The 18,211-nt window shown below is 45.9% G+C and carries 12 protein-coding genes; 4 read left to right on the top strand and 8 right to left on the bottom strand.

Going from position 1 to position 18,211, the window contains the following annotated elements:
- Positions 1-599: 599 nt before the first annotated feature.
- The gene (locus CPIN_RS34010; protein ID WP_012794432.1) at positions 600-1,352 is read right to left on the bottom strand and encodes an XRE family transcriptional regulator; all 753 of its coding nucleotides are present in this window, start codon (positions 1,350-1,352) and stop codon (positions 600-602) included.
- Between the two features lie 125 nt (positions 1,353-1,477).
- On the opposite strand from CPIN_RS34010, the gene CPIN_RS34015 reads away from it, so the two are divergent.
- On the top strand, positions 1,478-1,936 hold the full coding sequence (locus tag CPIN_RS34015) for a hypothetical protein (protein ID WP_044220358.1): 459 nt from the start codon (positions 1,478-1,480) through the stop codon (positions 1,934-1,936).
- A gap of 89 nt (positions 1,937-2,025) precedes the next feature.
- Here the strand turns inward: CPIN_RS34015 and CPIN_RS34020 are convergent, their stop codons facing one another.
- Positions 2,026-2,703, bottom strand: a complete 678-nt coding sequence (locus CPIN_RS34020) for an SdpI family protein (RefSeq protein WP_012794434.1) — start codon at positions 2,701-2,703, stop codon at positions 2,026-2,028.
- Between the two features lie 201 nt (positions 2,704-2,904).
- Here CPIN_RS34020 and dinB point away from each other — a divergent pair, with 201 nt between their 5' ends.
- The 3 genes from dinB to CPIN_RS34035 all read left to right on the top strand — a co-directional run bounded on the left by dinB (position 2,905) and on the right by CPIN_RS34035 (position 8,887).
- Entirely contained in the window at positions 2,905-4,119 is a 1,215-nt protein-coding gene (gene dinB, locus CPIN_RS34025; protein ID WP_012794435.1) for a DNA polymerase IV, read from the top strand.
- A 10-nt stretch (positions 4,120-4,129) separates the two neighbouring features.
- The gene (locus CPIN_RS34030; RefSeq protein WP_012794436.1) at positions 4,130-7,078 is read left to right on the top strand and encodes a DNA polymerase III subunit alpha; all 2,949 of its coding nucleotides are present in this window, start codon (positions 4,130-4,132) and stop codon (positions 7,076-7,078) included.
- A 204-nt stretch (positions 7,079-7,282) separates the two neighbouring features.
- Positions 7,283-8,887, top strand: coding sequence for a hypothetical protein (locus tag CPIN_RS34035; protein ID WP_012794437.1), 1,605 nt, complete (start codon positions 7,283-7,285; stop codon positions 8,885-8,887).
- Between the two features lie 74 nt (positions 8,888-8,961).
- Here CPIN_RS34035 and CPIN_RS34040 read toward each other — a convergent pair whose 3' ends face one another.
- From CPIN_RS34040 to CPIN_RS34065, 6 genes are all read right to left on the bottom strand, one after another.
- Positions 8,962-10,284: an aspartate kinase gene (locus tag CPIN_RS34040; protein WP_012794438.1), complete on the bottom strand. Its 1,323-nt coding sequence runs from the start codon at positions 10,282-10,284 to the stop codon at positions 8,962-8,964.
- A 77-nt stretch (positions 10,285-10,361) separates the two neighbouring features.
- Entirely contained in the window at positions 10,362-11,435 is a 1,074-nt protein-coding gene (locus CPIN_RS34045) for an Ldh family oxidoreductase (RefSeq protein ID WP_012794439.1), read from the bottom strand.
- A gap of 56 nt (positions 11,436-11,491) precedes the next feature.
- Positions 11,492-11,806: a DUF3467 domain-containing protein gene (locus tag CPIN_RS34050; RefSeq protein WP_012794440.1), complete on the bottom strand. Its 315-nt coding sequence runs from the start codon at positions 11,804-11,806 to the stop codon at positions 11,492-11,494.
- Positions 11,807-11,899: 93 nt separating this feature from the next.
- The gene (locus CPIN_RS34055) at positions 11,900-13,240 is read right to left on the bottom strand and encodes a SusD/RagB family nutrient-binding outer membrane lipoprotein (RefSeq protein ID WP_012794441.1); all 1,341 of its coding nucleotides are present in this window, start codon (positions 13,238-13,240) and stop codon (positions 11,900-11,902) included.
- A gap of 20 nt (positions 13,241-13,260) precedes the next feature.
- The gene (locus tag CPIN_RS34060) at positions 13,261-16,497 is read right to left on the bottom strand and encodes a SusC/RagA family TonB-linked outer membrane protein (protein WP_012794442.1); all 3,237 of its coding nucleotides are present in this window, start codon (positions 16,495-16,497) and stop codon (positions 13,261-13,263) included.
- A gap of 263 nt (positions 16,498-16,760) precedes the next feature.
- Complete coding sequence (locus CPIN_RS34065) at positions 16,761-18,200, bottom strand: SusD/RagB family nutrient-binding outer membrane lipoprotein (protein ID WP_012794443.1); 1,440 nt, start codon at positions 18,198-18,200, stop codon at positions 16,761-16,763.
- Positions 18,201-18,211 lie beyond the last annotated feature (11 nt).

Consider the following 18,211-nt stretch of genomic DNA (forward strand, 5'->3'; position numbering starts at 1 on the left):
CCAGAAAGCTACTATCTGTACAGATTATGCACATTATCCACATCATGAAACCCGCTCTCATTGCTGGAAATACACTTATATCTTCGTTGCATACCCTTATTACGCCGTTATTACACCCATATTTCTTCGATCAGGAACGGACAAATATGGGCATAATAACGGCGTAATGACGGTATAATCGGCCATTCAGACACTTGACAACGGGCACTTACTGAATTAACAAATAACTAATTGAAAATCAGCCTTAAGCAACACAACAACAAACCCTTTAAGTAAGATATTCCCCGGGTATTCCGCAGCCCTGTTAATCTTTGTAATAGCTAAACGATACTTCCTGTTAATCAAGGCATAACATCCCAAACATATTGCACATCATAACGCCTTTCTCTTACCAGAAAACACACCTGTACTAATACTTGGCAATATCTAAACAACACCTCACTATTGCTTACACACGCTATTCACACCATTCCAGCAACAAACAAAACGGCGAATGATCATCTGTATCCAGATAACCATTCGCCATTAATATTTTTAACGAATCATTTCACAAGCTGTGGGGGGACTACGAACATTGCTGTTGAAAGATCAAAAGATCATCAGTCTTTAATACGCTTCTTCAGCATACTCACCTGATCCTGCAGGTGGCTTACCATATCAGCAAGATGATTCACACTAAGACGGCTCTGCTGACCACTTTTGCTGATAACAGCGTCTGACTGCCAGAGTTCCAGTACATCTTCCATACCTACCGCATAAGGTTCATACTGCGGATTATCAGAAACAAGCGTGATCTTACTTTTACTACGGTTGGTCTTGAGGATACGTTTATACACAATACCCTCGCGGTTAGTCACAACGATATAAGCTTCATTGTTGCGGATCTCATCCCAGCCATCTACTTTGTGACATACGATCACGGAACCGGAAGGTGTTGGCAGCATGGAATCCCCAGCTATTTCAAACGCCCTGTAATTACCGGCGCCCATCATCGGCAAAGTAAAGGTGTTCAGCTCTTCGATGAATTCATCATCATTATAGCCGGCGAGATAACCAGCGGCTGCTTTTACGGGGACGAACTCAATGACCTGCCGGTCGCTGCCCATTTTCTGCTGCCTGCGTTTCTCCAGGAAACTTTCCTTCTGAGAGCCTACATCGCGACGTAACAAATCATCAATGGATATACGGAACATGTCACTGACCAGTTCCAATACTTCTGTGCGGGGTTCTGCGCGTTCTTCTTCGTAAGCACCGAGCAGGGAGCGTTTGATACCTAATTTATCAGCAAACTCCTGCTGCGTCCAGCCCTTCTGCTTGCGCAGGAACTTCAGATTGCGGCATACTATGGACATAATCTAAATAATTTAGTACATTACTAACAAAATTAGCATATAATTTTTATAATTACCAAATATATTCCGGTCAGCTTAACTTATTTTTGCCCCGTAAAATCGTAAAATCCAACTCAATATTTATTATGGACACCTTGGTAACTATTCACTCCCTGTTAAGATGGGCAATTGTGCTGACCGGTATATGGGCAATTATCCGCGCAATCAGAGGCGTTAGTGGCAACTCAGCTTACACCGCCGCTGATAAAAAAGCAGGCCTTTTCTTTATGATCTCTCTCGATATTCAGTTACTCGTAGGGATCGTACTGTATTTCATCAGCCCAATGGCGATGAAAGCATTTCAGTCTATGGGTGGAGAAGTAATGCGCCAGGCGCCATACCGCTACTTCGCTGTAGAACACGCCTTCGCTGCTATCATCGCGATTGCACTGGTACACATCGGCCGTTCTAAAGTAAAGAAAGCAGGTTCCGATGCTCAGCGACATAAACTGTCCCTGATATTCTTTCTGCTTGCACTGGTAATACTGGCTGCACGCGTTCCATGGCCATGGACGGCAATGGGTGCTGGCAGAGGATGGTTCTAATCTGAAAGCAATACAAAACATAAAAGCAGAAGCCGCCTCCAACTATCAGGAGGCGGCTTCTGCTTTTATTTGTAGACCACTTTTTGCTGCTATCCTTTGTCCGTGTAAAAAAGACGATATGAATAAATATAAGGCAAGGCCGCCAGTATCCCCCCGATAAAAATCAACAGGAAAGTACCCGTTACCACCGGCAGGAAGAATCCAGCTATAATGGTCGCCGCACCTGTACATACCCACAGCGTACCCGCAAATGCATGCGTTTCCCGCCATATTTCTTCGCTTTTTAATGTCCAGGGTGTTCTTACCCCGACAAAGTAGTTAGGCTCCACCTTGCGCAGGAAAAGGCCGATTACGCCGATCAGCAGTCCCGTTCCCGTAAATACCCAACGCTCTATCACAAAAGGATGTCCCTGGCTGGCCATAAAGATAATGGCAGCCGTAAAGATCGCCAGATAGATGTGGATCATAAACCGGATCTGATAGTACTTTCGCTGAAATAACGTCATTTCCTGTTGATGGATCTCCGCCTCGTCTTCCACGTGCGGAATGTACCTGAACAAAAAGTATAACAATAGATTAGTGAGGAATAAAAAGGTCATCAGTAAAAGAAAGTCCCCCTTGCTGCCAACACGGTCTGCCACTCCATTTACACTGAAGTTAGTCGGCATAATGCTCGGTAGGGAAGGCCAGATGATTCCCAGATAAACCATCGGCAGCACCAATAATAACAATAACAGCAGTTCCTGGCCAATATCAGGCTTTTTCATGAGAAAGTGTTTTGTTTGAAAGTATCGTGACAAATAGCGTACCCGCTTGTGGCACTCATATAGTTAATAACCATTATCCCCGCCAATTTGTTATTAATTGTTAATCCTGCTAATAAAATTAGTATCAACTAAATTTATTAGTAAATTTGTATGACGGGAGGGTTCACAGGGATCATCTTTTCATGACCATTATTAACTTCTATGATTTCTTTGCAACACAGGTCCATCGCTCATTTCGACATGGATAGCTTCTTCGTATCAGTGGAATGCAGGGACGATAACAGCCTGAAAGGAAAACCACTGCTTGTCGGCGGTATGAGTGACCGGGGCGTTGTAGCTGCCTGCAGTTACGAAGCCCGCCGCTATGGGATTCATTCGGCCATGCCCATGAAGGTTGCACTTAAATTGTGCCCGCACGCCATCGTCAGAAGAGGCGACGTGGAAAAATACAGCCAGATCTCCCGTGAAGTAACCGGACTCATAGCTGATAAAGCCCCCCTCTACGAGAAATCATCCATAGATGAATTCTATCTCGACCTCACCGGTATGGACAAATTCTTCGGTTCTATGAAATGGACCACCGAACTACGCCAGTATATTATGCGGGAAACACAACTGCCGGTTTCCTTCGGGCTCGCCTCCAACAAAATGATCTCTAAAGTGGCTACCAACGAGGCTAAACCCAATGGTCAGCTGGAAATACTCTTTGGCAATGAAAAATCTTTCCTCGCTCCTATGCCGGTGGAAAAACTCCCCATGGTGGGTAAGGAAACAGCCAGCCAGCTGCGCCGTCGCGGAGTAGAAACCGTAAAAACCCTGAGCGAAATACCGCTCTCCCTGCTGGAAGCCTGGCTGGGGAAGAATGGTATCTCCCTCTGGAACAAAGCCAATGGTATTGACGAGTCTCCCGTTGTGCCCTACCATGAACAAAAGTCTATCTCTACCGAAAACACCTTCCATACCGACACCATCGATATGCAGTTCATACATGCGGAACTCGTGCGTATGACGGAAAAAATCGCCTTCGAACTCAGACAACAGGATAAACTCACCGGTTGTGTCACCGTCAAAATCCGCTATTCTGATTTTGAAACCGTAACAAAACAGATGACCATACCCTATTCCAGCAGCGATCATGTGCTATTGGAAAAGGTAAAAGAACTATTTACTAAACTATATGACAGAAGACTCCTTATCCGTCTGATAGGGGTACGCTTCAGTCACCTGGTACATGGTAACCATCAGATCAGCCTCTTTGATGATACACAGGAAATGATCTCCCTTTACCAGGCCATAGACAATATAAAAAACCGCTTCGGATGGCAATACCTGATGCGGGGTACCAACGCCGCTCCCCAGTCAAAAAAAGGGGACATAAAACAGCGGGATATCATGCCGTATCCAAAAGTGAGATAAACCAACGCTTATGTATCTGAATTGCAAAACTTTCTTCAGCCTCCGTTACGGCACCATCGATACAAAAGAACTGGTGAAAACAGCACGGCAGATGGGCATCACCTCACTGGCGCTCACTAATATCAATATCACTTCAGATACCTGGAACTTTGTGAAGGAATGCCAGGATAATGGGATCAAACCCATTATCGGACTGGAATGCAGAAACAATCACGACCTTAAATACATCCTGCTGGCCCGTAATATGGAAGGTTGGTTTTATATCAACAGATTTCTGTCAGATCATCTGCATAAAGACCTCCCCTTTCCTGATCGCGCACCCGCTTTCCCGGGCGTATTTGCTATCTATACCTGGAATACCGTTCCGCTCCAGGATCTCTACGAACATGAACTCGTCGGCATCCGCAAGCGGGATATCAACAAACTATTCCGGGTAGATACCTTATGCTGTCAGGATAAACTCGTCATCCTTCACCCTGTTACTTTTCAGAATGCAGACTACTATCACCTCCATCGCATCCTACGCGCTGTCGATCAGAATATCCTGATCAGCCAGTTGCAGGATCATACGGCCGCACATACAGATGAAATGTTCATATCGCCCGGCGACTTATTCGACAGCTTTGAACAATATCCGCATATTATCAGCAATACAGTGCGTGTCATGGACGCCTGTCAGATCAGCTTCGACTTTAAATCTCCGCGTAATAAAAAGTACTTCACCACCAGCGAAGCAGAAGACCATGCACTCCTGCGGAAACTCGCATATGAAGGCATGCTCGAACGTTACGGACCGGATAACACAGAAGCAAAAGAGCGTATAGAAAAAGAACTGGATGTAGTACAAGGCCAGCATTTCAATGGTTATTTTCTCATTACCTGGGATATCATCCGTTATGCACAGGAACGTGGATTCTTCTATGTAGGCCGGGGTAGCGGCGCTAATTCCATCATCGCATATTGCCTGAAAATAACTGACGTCGATCCCATAGAACTGAATCTTTATTTTGAAAGATTCCTCAATCCTTATCGTAGCTCTCCGCCTGATTTTGACATTGATTTCTCCTGGAAAGACAGAGATGAAATCATTGCATATGTATTCAAAAAATATGGCACTGCACATACTGCGCTTTTAGGCACCGTCACTACATTCCAGCAGAATGCCACGATACGTGAACTAGGTAAGGTATACGGTTTGCCCAAGCAGGAAATAGATAAGATCCTGGATACACCATTTAATCCTGATCTCTCCGGCGATAGCGTACAGCAGAAAATCCTGCGCTATAGTCAGCTGATGTCCAATGATAACAAAGCTTTCCCTAATCACCTCAGCATTCATGCCGGAGGTATACTTATCAGTGAAGCGCCTATTCATCAGCATTGCAGCACCTATCTTCCACCTAAAGGATTCAGCACCGCACAACTGGACATGCACCAGGCAGAAGCCATCGGGTTATTTAAATTCGATATTCTGAGTCAGCGGGGTCTCGGACATATACGTGATGCCATCAGCATTATCCGGGAAAACAAAGGTGATGATATCGATATCCACAATGTAAAAGCATTCATGCGCGATGAACGTGTTAAACATGCCCTACAGACTGTTAATACCATCGGCTGTTTCTATATCGAATCGCCTGCTATGCGGCAGCTACTCCTGAAACTTGAATGCCATGATTATCTGACACTGGTAGCTGCCAGTTCAGTCATACGTCCCGGCGTAGCGCAATCAGGTATGATGCGGCAATATGTGCATAACTACCGTCATCAGGACCAGGTTGTTTATCTCCATGAGATCGTGAAAGAAGTATTGAGTGAAACCTTCGGCATCATGGTCTACCAGGAAGATGTAATTAAGATTGTCAGCAGGTATGCAAATATGGACCTGGCAGATGCAGACATCTTACGCAGGGCGATGGCTGGTAAATACCGTGGTCAGGGAGATTTTCAGAAAATAGAACAACAATTTTTCAATAACTGTAAAAAACTCGGCCGACCAGATGCTGTCACAGCAGAGCTCTGGCGACAGATCGCCAGCTTTTCCGGTTTCTCTTTTTCAAAAGCACACTCTGCGAGTTTTGCGGTGGAGAGCTATCAGAGCCTGTACCTGAAAACATATTATCCGGCAGAGTTCATGGTTGCAGTGATTAATAACTTCGGCGGCTTTTATAACAGGGAACTGTATTTCCGGGAGCTACAGAAGACCGGTGTGACCATTAAACCGCCCTGTATCAATAACAGCGATTATTACACGCGTATAAACGACGACATTGTATATACAGGTTTTATTCATGTCGAAGGACTGGAAGTAAAGTGGATGGAACGGGTATTGGAAGAACGCGGTCAATATGGCCCTTATGCCAGTCTGGAAGACTTCGCTACCCGCATAGCACCTCCGCCGGAACAACTGGATATTCTCATCAGAATAGGCGCCTTTAGCTTCGATACTTATACAAAGAAAGAATTACTGTGGAAAAGCAGCCTGTTATTGAAAGCGAAGTCGCCGCATGCCGAGCATATACAGCCCTTATTCCGCGAGGAATTACCAGACTGTCAGTTACCCATGCTGGCCTATACGGCACATGAAAATGCCTTTGAAGAAATTGCACTGCTGGGATTTCCATTGTGCTCTCCTTTCACCATTCTGCAACATGATCAAAGCAGGTATATTACTGCGAATAATTTCAGGCAGTACACCGGACAAACGATCAATGCACTGGGTTATCTCGTCTGTACCAAAGGGATCCATACCAGCAAAGGTATTCCTATGAGTTTCGGAACCTTTATGGACGCAAACGGAGACTTTATCGATACCGTACATTTCCCGGATATCCTGCGCAAATACCCCTTCCAGAAAGGCGGATTTTACATGTTACAGGGAAAGGTTACAGAAGAATATGGGGTGTTCTCTATAGAGATCGGCTATATGCGGAAGATCGGTTACTTTGAAGACAAATAACATCTAATCAAGCCAATATAGTAATGATTATATTTAATACAATATACTAGTAATTATTTTTTTACTATTTTTATTCCGCAGATCAGTATTCACGAAGAGGACAATATTTAATTCGAAAGGCAGGCCCTTAATTAATATTCTTATCATGCTGCATAAGAGTATTTATTCCCTATACCGCAGCATGAGCAAACGACCTATCAACCTATGCACAAAATTTTCATTGTAACTGTATTACTGTTACTAAGCCTTCGTCTGTCTGCACAACAGCCAGGCCCCGTTTCTGAACGTCCTGCTTATTTTGTCTATGCAGCCGGCGAGCGCACTGATAAAAAGCTGAAGGTACTTCTGATAAGTACCTATATTTATCGCGCTAAAAATTTCTCCTTTCCATTTGACAAAATCAGTATTGGCATGTCGCTGGATTTTAGCAATACCATACTCCAGATTGAACGGGATGAAAAGTTCTTTCCTGCCGATTATGACAATATAACATTCAGCGCTGTCAAGGTAAACGACTTATATGGTAATTATCAGCAGTGGAATACTACACATCAGTACCATGATGAAGTAACACAGCATGATAACTCTCTCAGCGCGCTGGAGAAAATACGTGTTGCACTTATAAAAGATTATCAGAAAAACGGGTACCGCGTGTATCAGGTGAATTTTAGTCCGCTGATTAACGGCGCTAATCAAACCAGCTATAGCTTATATGATGAAAAAGCAGGTACCTACCTAAAAACTGAATTCGACAACCTGGAACCATTATCTCCACTTTGGATACCTCCATTCAAAAAAGGCGATATCAAAGACCAACTTGCGCGCATTGGCGGTAGCGTCAGCAGTAGTGCAGGTGTGCTGGTAATTGAAAGTAGCGCTAAATCGCAGCAAAATACCTCCAAATCCAACAAGAGTACATCGTCCGGTAGTTCGTCTTCAGCAGACCCCGATAAATGGAAAAGGGAAGCTGATGCAAGAATGTGGGAAGCCGCAATGTTAGAAGCAAAAGGAGACACCCTGTACAATATGGGCACCTTGTTTTACATGCAGGCACTTGAACAATACAATGCTGCACAACGTGCTTTTCCTTCAGCAAGAGTACAGGCCAAAATCGATAACATCAATGCGCTGGCCAATTTTGCCAAGGCGTTGAATAATGGTATGAAACAGGTAGACGAAGGCGTCGAAAAACTCGATCCTCATAAGAAAACCCGGCACGCCTATGGCTTTGTTAATTATACGGGGTTACTATCTTCCTATAACAAGATTGCAAATCCAAATGACCATGCAGCTATGGGTATCTTTTTAGGAGTAACCGGTCATCGCACGTTTTTCAGCTTTGAAGCCAGACTGGGTTATGTAGTTTCTCCGGTATATGAATATAATGTCATAGATGTTGAGAAACGACCTGCGGCAAATACGGTACGCATACAGCAGAATAGTGCAGCCATCGGCCTTTCCCTCGGATTGAATATTCCTATCCGGAACCTGGTTGTATATGGCATGTATGGGTTCGATTGTATGATGACTACCGGTCAGAAGATACTAACTGAAAACTATCATGTTGACGAAACGCCTACTTATCCATACCTGCTGACGAAATTCACCTTTGGTACTATTTTCCGCATTCCCCGTACAAAGATCGGAATAGGTGTTCAATATAACCTGAACAGCATAACCGGGGAAGATGATGGTGCTTCAGCCATCATAGATGAGAAGGCACCAACTGAGCACTATTATCTGCATTCAACCACAAACGAAAAATATAAATTCAATAACGGCGGCATCAGTTTTTGCTGGTCGCTTTAACCGGACATGCTATAAAGAACAATGCCGTCTCAGATTACTGAGACGGCATTGTTCTTTATAAAGTAGTAAGCTTATTAACCCAGGTTGAACAAACCTTTGTTCAGCAGCTGTAATGTTTTCTCTTTGTGTTGTCCACCGATCAGGATGGAGATGTTGTGACGGCTGCCACCATAAGAGATCATCCGCAAAGGCACTTCGTTCAGTGAATCGAAGATCTTCTTCAGGATAGAAGGCGTAGCTGCTACTTCATTACCAACAATAGATACGATGGTCTGGTGGTGATCCAGTTCAACAGAACCGAATGGCTGTAATTCTTTCAGCAGCTGGTCCAGCTGAGGCGTGTTTTCTATTGTCAGGGAAACCGCTACTTCAGAAGTAGTGATCATGTCAATAGGTACGCGATATTTCTCAAACACTTCAAAGATCTTACGGAGGAAACCGTAAGCCAGCAGCATACGGCTGGATTTGATCTTGATAGCGATGATACCGTCTTTGGCAGCGATTGCCTTCACACCGTCGCCGCTTGGCAGTTCGGTAATGATGGTACCTTTCGCTTCCGGCTGCATCGTGTTCAGCAGTTTCACCGGAATGTTGAAGTGCTGTGCAGGCCATATAGATGCCGGATGGAGGATCTTAGCGCCGAAGTAAGCCAGTTCAGCTGCTTCGTCGAAAGACAGCTGCTCGATCGGGAAGGTCTTTTTCACCACTCTCGGATCGTTATTGTGCATACCGTCGATATCTGTCCAGATCTGTACTTCACTAGCCTGGATAGCTGCGCCGATCAGCGATGCTGAATAGTCGCTACCACCACGTTTCAGGTTGTCTATCTCGCCTCTTGAGTTGCGGCAGATATATCCCTGGGTAATGAATACAGTCTCATTTTTATGTTTTTCCAGCAGGTTACCCAGCTTGATCTTGATCTTTGGAATTTCAGGCTCCTCATATTCATCGATGCTCATGAAATCCAGTGCTGACAGCATTACGGATTGCACGCCTGCTTCTTCCAGGTATACGCTGAACAGACGGGTTGACAGTAATTCACCTTGCGCCAGTATATCCTTATTCAGCGCTTCGTTGAAAGATATCTTAAGAATGATGTTCAGGAATTCGAAATGCTCGTCAACAACAGCGGTCGCCTTTGCACGGGTAGCGTCCAGCTTGACCAGGGCTTCGCAAAAAGTCCTGTAATGTGCTTCCAGCTTATCTATCTGGCCCTTTGCCTGTTCCTTCTTACCCTCAGAAAGGGATTGTCCGATTTCTACCAAAGCGTTGGTAGTACCGGATAACGCGGATAATACCACGATCTTGGGCGCGGTATCGGCAGTTACCAGACTGGCCACGGCATGCATACGTTCCGGTTTACCTACGGAAGTGCCACCAAATTTTAAGATCTTCATTACTGTTGAATTGTTATATGTTTGACTGGTACAAGATTGAGCGTAAAAAGCCGCAAGTTCGTGCCTTTATGTCGACTTTAAAAATCCAATTTAAATTTTCCCGCTACTTCCTGCAGATCTTTCACTACCGGATCCAGTAAAGGAATACCAGATACTCTCCGCTCTTTCTCCATTTCCCGCTCAGGATCTCCTGGTATCAGTACCTGTTCACCGGCTACAGGCGTCGCCTGGCGGAAACGGGTGATCCATTTGTCCATGTGCTCCTTGAATTCATCTGCCGGACGGAAAGCATCTACCCTCATGGCTCCCAGGAAATGCCCCAGCCCTTCTCCTACCGGATCCGGCGCCAGTGGCAGGAAGCTGACAAAAGGAGGCGCCCAGGGACCATAATTGGCGCCTGACAATACCGCTGAGAAGATATCTACAATCGCTCCCAGACAGTAGCCTTTGTGGCTGCCGTGGTCACGATCGCCACCCAGTGGCAACAATGCACCACCGGATTTAAGCTCGTGCGGATTAGTACTGGAATGCCCGTCTTTATCCTGGATCCAGCCTGTAGGCGCTTCCTGGCTTTTGCGCTGGAGTATTTCCAGTTTGCCGTTAGCAGCCGTCGTCGTAGCAAAATCTGCCACAAATGCCGGTTGCTCTTTCGCCGGAATAGCTACCGCTATCGGATTGGTACCCAGCATACGCTCAGTGGCGAATGTCGGTGCTACCAGCGGACTGGCATTTGTCATTGCCATCCCGATCATATCCTTCTCCAGGGCCATCATCGCATGTTGACCCGCTATACCGAAGTGATTGGAATTCCTGACACTCACCCAGCCGCTACCTACAGCAGCCGCCTTTTCGATGGCTACTTTCATCGCAAATGGCGCTACGACCAGTCCGAGACCGGCATCACCATCCACTACAGCCGTGCTGGGTGTTTCATATACCACACGTACATTCGGTGTAGCATTGATCCTCCCGGCTTCCCACAGACGTACATATCCGCTCAGGCGGGCTACACCATGAGAATCAATACCCCTGAGGTCAGCTGATAACAATACCTCGCTGGCAGTTTCAGCGTCCTGCGGAGGACAACCCATTTTTATAAAAACCGCTCTGGTAAATTCCCGTAATTGGGGATAAGAGACTATCTGGCTCATGATTCGATTATCCTGTTTCCTGTATGCTGACCGTACAGCCTGTTCAATAATGTGGATTAAGCCTGCGCTGTAGGTCCGCCGAAATTCAATGGCATAGAAACCGGTTCCTGGTCCTGAATGGCGCCATGTGCGGCTTCGTACTTCTTGATATTATCTACCATCGCTCTCATGAAACGTTTGGCATGCTGAGGAGTCAGTATGATACGGGACTTTACTTTGGCTTTAGGCAGACCGGGCATTACATTCACAAAATCCACCACAAACTCTGCGTTGGAATGGGTAATAATGGCCAGGTTGGCATAAATACCTTCTGCTATTTCCTCTGTCAGCTCAATATTGAGCTGCGCCTGTTCTTCCTGCTGATTTTCCATAATTTTTCGCTTTTGCGGTACAAATGTAAAAAAGAGACCTTAAAATAAAGGTCTCTTTTTAAAACATCGTCCACTGAGCGTTCCATATAGCTGTTACTGCGCGTCCCACCATATACGGCGGGTCAGCCTGGTATTGGCTGGCGTATTGTTGTTGTAGCGTACTTCACTGCTTGGATAATACAAGGACCGTGGCAGCGCACCGCCCAATACGTTACCATCCGGAGCTGTCAACTGAGGGAAGCCTGTCCTGCGCCAGTCAGTCCATGTTTCAGGACTCAGGAACAGGGCGATATATTTCTGGGTGATAATGTCCTTCATGGTGATTGTCAGCGCCGTTTTGGATACCGTAGGCAGATAGGACGTATTATTGATCGTCCTTTGCAGATTGGCCCGCACAGCTTCATTATAAGCTGTCGCTGCTGCTACGTTATTACTTGCCCGGAACTGTAATTCCGCTTCTATGAACTTCTGTTCATCGTATGACAGAAAGTAAACAGGCGAATTCGCAGAACCATACAATGCGCCCAAGGCACTCGCATCAGAAGGATCATAATACACCGCATACCTCGGATCTTTGGCGTTTTTCATCAAAGTATTCAGGTAGCCCGTGAAGATGATATCCGCACGCTGGGTATTGAACTGGTACCAGGGCGCTTGTGTAGTGGTCGCGCTGCTACCGACAAACTTCACAAAAGCAGCTTCCCCGGCTTCAAACCCATTGGCCAGCTGCGCCAGCGCTTTGGCTTGTGCCGTAGCGTCCACCTTGACGGTATGCAGGTAGAACTTGGCTTTCAGTGCATGAGCAAACTTTATCCACATATCCAGGTCGCCCTCAAAGAGGATATCGTCGTTTGACCCTGGCTGGAATTCACTGCCATCATCCTTTCCCAGATCAGTGATCGCTTCATCCAGCAAGGTATGCAGACGGGCATAAATGGCCTGCTGGTTGTCATACTTCGGCTGGGTATTGTTCAATCCCTGGAAAGCTTCGGAATAAGGCACATCTCCCCAGAAATCAGTCACCTGACCCAGGTCATTCGCCATCAGGATCTTACCCACTGCGGCATAATGCAGCTGACCAGCCGCTGTAGCAACCGCGATCAGGGTGTCGATATTTGTCATAATAGACCCATAAAAGCCGGCATACCACATGTTATCCACATCATCAGGAGTGATGTTGTAGATATTGGCGCTGGCTGACTGGTTTGCATCGCCGGTTACCTGTTGCATGAAAATAGAAGGGAAACGGGACGCATCCCCTCCCCAGGTATAGGCACTCTGTAAAATAACACCCGGCAGCAGGGAAGACGCTGTTGGATTCTTCAGCTGTGAAGGGTCGTCGTTAATACCATTATAGAAATAATCCTTCCGGCAACTCTGCGAGAGGATCAGTAAAAACAGTAAGGGCAATATATATTTGGTTATCCGTAACATGGTGATTCGTTTTTAAAGGGTTAGAATTTAAACTTGAAGTTCAGACCGAAGCTGGCAGTACCCGGCATATTGAAATAATCAATACCCTGGGCATTGGTAGCTCCTGTTAAACTGGTTTCAGGATCTATCCCCTTGTATGGCGTCCATATAATGATGTTACGTGCAAATGCGTTCACATTAATACCTTTGACAAACCTGGAATCTTTGAAAATACTGCCTGGAATGTCATAAGACAGTGTAATCTCACGCAGTTTTACGAAAGAACCATCGTCAATAAAAGTCTCTGTCTGCGCACCGAATCCGCCACCATTACCCAGGTACCAGTCTTCATCCAGCGGTACGGAGGTCGTATTTACCGGACCTCCACCTGGTTTCTCAGCGCCCCCTTCGTTATGTACTACCTCTCCCGCGTCATTCAGGTGTCCCATCACGCCTGGAAATACCTGCATTTTTCCTCTGTCCAGTGTATAGGCAGATGTTCCGATCGCCTGCAGGGAACCACGGGTACCATTCCAGAGATCTCCTTTATGTTTCCAGTCAACCAGGAAATACAGGGAGAATCCCTTATAAGCGAATGTGTTACCAATACCCATCAGGAATACCGGGTTTGGATTACCTACCCTGGTCTGTACATTGGATACCACCGGATAACCAAAGTCGCCGCTGTTATCGCTGATCACGATCCGGCCCTGTGCATCACGCTGCCATCCATAAGCGTAAATAATACCCGCCGGCTGATCAGGCAGATGTGCGATCACCGTACCGGTAAATCCATTCACGGTAATCTGATTGATACCAGGCGCTAAAGCCAGCACTTTACTACGGTTCATACTGTAGTTCACAAACAGGTCCCAGGTAAAGGCATGTCCGGTCAGTGGTTTTGCGCTCAGGGTCATTTCCAGACCATTATTCCTGATAGAAGCCGCGTTCAGGTTTACGTACTGGTAACCTGCAGAACCGGCCATCGGAGACCTTACCAGCAGATCGGTACCTTTTGAATGGTAGGCTGTCGCATCCAGTCCGATCCTGTTATCCAGGAACTGTAACTGTAAGCCGGCTTCATAAGAAACAGTCTTCTCAGGTTTCAGGTTAGGATTACCCAGCACATTATTCAGCGAGAAACTACCTTTTCCGTCATATGGGAAGGAAACACCGGTAGTATATCCATCAGGATAGGTAGTAGGTACAGAGAAGGATTTTGTCAGGAAAGCACCCGGGTCTTTACCCACCTGTGCAGCTGATAACCTGATCTTACCAAAACTCAGCACTTTACCATCTTTCAGTCCTTCCAGCTCTGTAAAGACAAATCCAAGGCTGGCAGATGGATAGAAGAAACTGTTGCTTTTAGGTGGTAATGTGGAAGTCCAGTCATTACGTCCCGTGATTTCCAGGAATAACATGGATTTCAGATCCAGGTTGATATCGAAGTAACCGGAGATCCTTCTGTAAGGAGTGACGTAATTGTAGGATTTCTGTACAGTGGCATTACTGATGTTGTCATAACCAGGAGAGGTCAGACCATCACCCTGTACATACAGTTCATCCATTCTGCGGGAATAAAGGTTATTACCCACCTTTACATCCATCCTGAAATCTTTGGAGATCTGCCTTGCCCAGGTAATGATCGCATCTGAGTTGACACTCTTATAAGTGTATCTGTCATCAAATAAACGACCACCGTTATAAGCGCCTGATTGTATTTCATAATACTGATGGCGGTTATCACTATACACGTCTGTACCGATACGGTAAGTCAGTGTGAAGTCTTTGATAAAGTCCCAGTCAAACTGTAAACTACCTATCAGACGGTTTACCGCTGTTGTATAAGGGTTTCTGTTGATGGTCCAGAAAGGATTATCATATATCCCATTACGGTAAGAACGCTGCAGACCGTTAGAGAACAAATACGTACGCGGATCATCCGCATCCAGTCCGCCGTTAGAGTTATCAAATGAAACAGGCGTTCTGGTGAGACCCAGCATGATACCGGAGAGGTTACTACCATTCTGTGGCATACTACCATTGGAGACGTTGAAGTTGATATTGGCAGATGTCCGGATCTTTTCAGAGATCTTCAGATTACCCGCTAAAGCAACTGCTGTACGCTGGTTGTATTGCAGCGGTACAATAGAGTTCTGGTAGTTGTGAGAAACAGACATACGATAAGTCGCAACGTCTGTACCTCCGGTAAAGGATAAGGTATTATTGTAGGTAGCGGCTGTACGCCAGAAATCGCCTGTATTATCATAAGGCACGAATTTCACTTTGGCATTCGGATTAGAAGCCCCTACCACATCCCCGTGAATATCGTATTCATTAGGCACACCGGTCCAGAACAGGGTATCTATATTGGAACCCCAGGAATACCTGTTGGTAGAACTGAAAGGCGCCAATACGCCACCTGAACCTTTGACAAACTGTTTCTGGATCTTTGGCAGTCTGTTTACTTTATCAAAGGAAATACCGGTACTGAAATCAACTGATATTTTACCAGCTTTTCCCCTTTTAGTAGTAATAATAATAGCGCCATTTGCGGCATCTATACCATAGATAGCTGCAGCAGCCGGGCCTTTCAGCACGGAGATACTTTCTATATCATCCGGATTGATATCTGCTCCGCGGTTTGTGTTGGTAGCACCTTGCAGCAGATTGTTAGCGGCGTCGGCGGGGTCGCCGGAATAGTTCTGCGAATTATCCACAGGAATACCGTCAATAACAAACAATGGCTGGTTATTACCAGTCAGAGAGTTAGTACCTCTTAATTTTACAAAGGTAGCGGCGCCTGGCGTACCACCAGAGCCGATGACCTGCATACCGGCTACCTTACCTGACATAGCGCGCAGTGCATCGCCCTGGCTGGCTTTGATCAGGTCATCGCCTTTTACATCCTGGACAGCGTATCCAAGGGCTTTTTTCTCACGTTTGATACCCAGACCGGTTACAACTACTTCCTGCAGATTCCGGTTGTCCTGTGCGAGAGAAACGTCAAGTGCAGCACCTGAGCCGACTGCCACTTCTTTTAGCGTAAATCCTACACTTCTGATTTGCAGAATCGCATTATTACCGTCTACCAGTAATTTGAAATTACCGTTCTGGTCTGCGGTGGTACCTTTCGAAGTACCTTTTATCTGCACGGTAGCATATGGAATGGGGACGCCGTCACTTCCTGTTACGCGGCCTGTAACTTCACGCTGTTGCGCGTAAAGCCCTGTCATAATACAAAAGAGAAAATACAAACACAGTAAATGTTTTTGCATAACGGTTCCGATTTATTTATACACCGGGGTGGTGCGGTTAATGAATCACAAGCGGGAGAACAAGATCCATTATGTGCTGTTACGACTAATGCTTACAAGCAAATCCAATCGATATTCTGTTGATTGATTTACAACGGGTTCTACTGCTATAACAAACATAATTGATTAGGGTTCTGGCATTAACAAAAAAAGCGCCCTCCCCTAAGGATTGAGGAAGGCGCTATTATCAATTCTAAATCTTGTACAGAGCAGTCTAAACGGGCTTATTTATTATTCCAGAACAATTTGGTCGCATATGTATCGGTGCCGATTGACTTAGCGGCAGCTTCATAATTGATCTTATTCAGGTTCTGCTCACTGGCAGGATAAGTCAGTCTTAGCGGAATATTGGCATAGGTCATACCGGTTGGAACGTTGAAAACAGGGAAATCCAGTCTTCTCCATTCTGTCCATGCATCATATCCTCTGTTATACAGTGCGATATATTTCTGGGTACCTATTTTCTGCTGCCAGGTACCGGTAGCAGTTGCATAGGCTACAGATGTCTGTGCCAGGTAGGTATTTGCTGCTTCGGCAGTACCACCCCAATAGATGATAGAAGCAGTTACACCTTTATTATAGTGATCAGCAGCTGTACCTGTTACGGTCAGACCACCACGTGCAGCAGCCTCGGCCAGTGCAAATTCTACTTCAGAATAGTCGATAAGCAGTGCTTCGAAATCAGCAGCAGTCACTTTTGCACTGATATGAGACGTTGTTTCATAGTCTGCACCGGAACCGTATGTACCACCTACATACTGGCCGCCAACAGCCGTGAAATAGAACTGACGTCTTGGATCGTTTACGGAATTCATCAGGTTCACTAATGTATTCGCCGGAACATAGTCAGCACGGTTGCTCTGTACCAGGTCTACCCAGATCGGGTTTGTATTTGGCTGAGCAGGCAGATATTTCAGGCGGAAGTTATCAGCATTGGAAGCGATCACGTTACCTGCGGATTCGTTGATAGCGGCAGTTGCAGCAGCAGCTGTCTGCTCGTCATCCAGGGCAACCAGGCCCATTTTCAGACGCAGAGAGTTGGCAAATTTGATCCACTGTGCCACATCACCTGCATACACCAGGTCCTGACCGCCAAAGCTGGCGTGGGTAGTTTTCAGACCATCAACATCTTTTTTCAGACGTGCCAGCAGATCTGCATATACAGTTCTCTGCAGGTCGTAAGCAGGAGACAGATTATCTGTTGATAATGCGGTAGTATACGGAATATCACCAAAGGCAGTTACCAGTACGAAGTAAGAGTATACCTGTGCGATATCGATGATCAGCAGTTTGTTTTGTTTAACTACTGCCTGGTCGTCAGACAATGGAGCTACGCCTTCAATCAGGATCTTTGCCTGCTCCAGGTCTTTCAGTACATCGCGGTACATGGAATGCCAGAAAAACTGCGGTACGTTACGTGCTGCCAGGTCATAGCGGCTTTCATCCAGGTAGGTTACCTGAGACTGCTGCTGTGCCAATAATCTGAATACGTTCAGATTTACGTTGTTTGACGTCATCAGGTCAAACAGGTTTTTTTCTGCAGAAGTAAATACCATCTCACCAGGCACATCCAGCGCCTTCTTCGGGTCGCTGTTCAGACTGTCCAGTTTAGCACAGGACGAAGCCATTAACAGCGCTGACATATATACAAATATCTTTTTCATGTTGCTTGTTT

Origin of the sequence: Chitinophaga pinensis DSM 2588 (assembly GCF_000024005.1) — a bacterium.
In the GTDB taxonomy this organism is placed as follows: domain Bacteria; phylum Bacteroidota; class Bacteroidia; order Chitinophagales; family Chitinophagaceae; genus Chitinophaga; species Chitinophaga pinensis.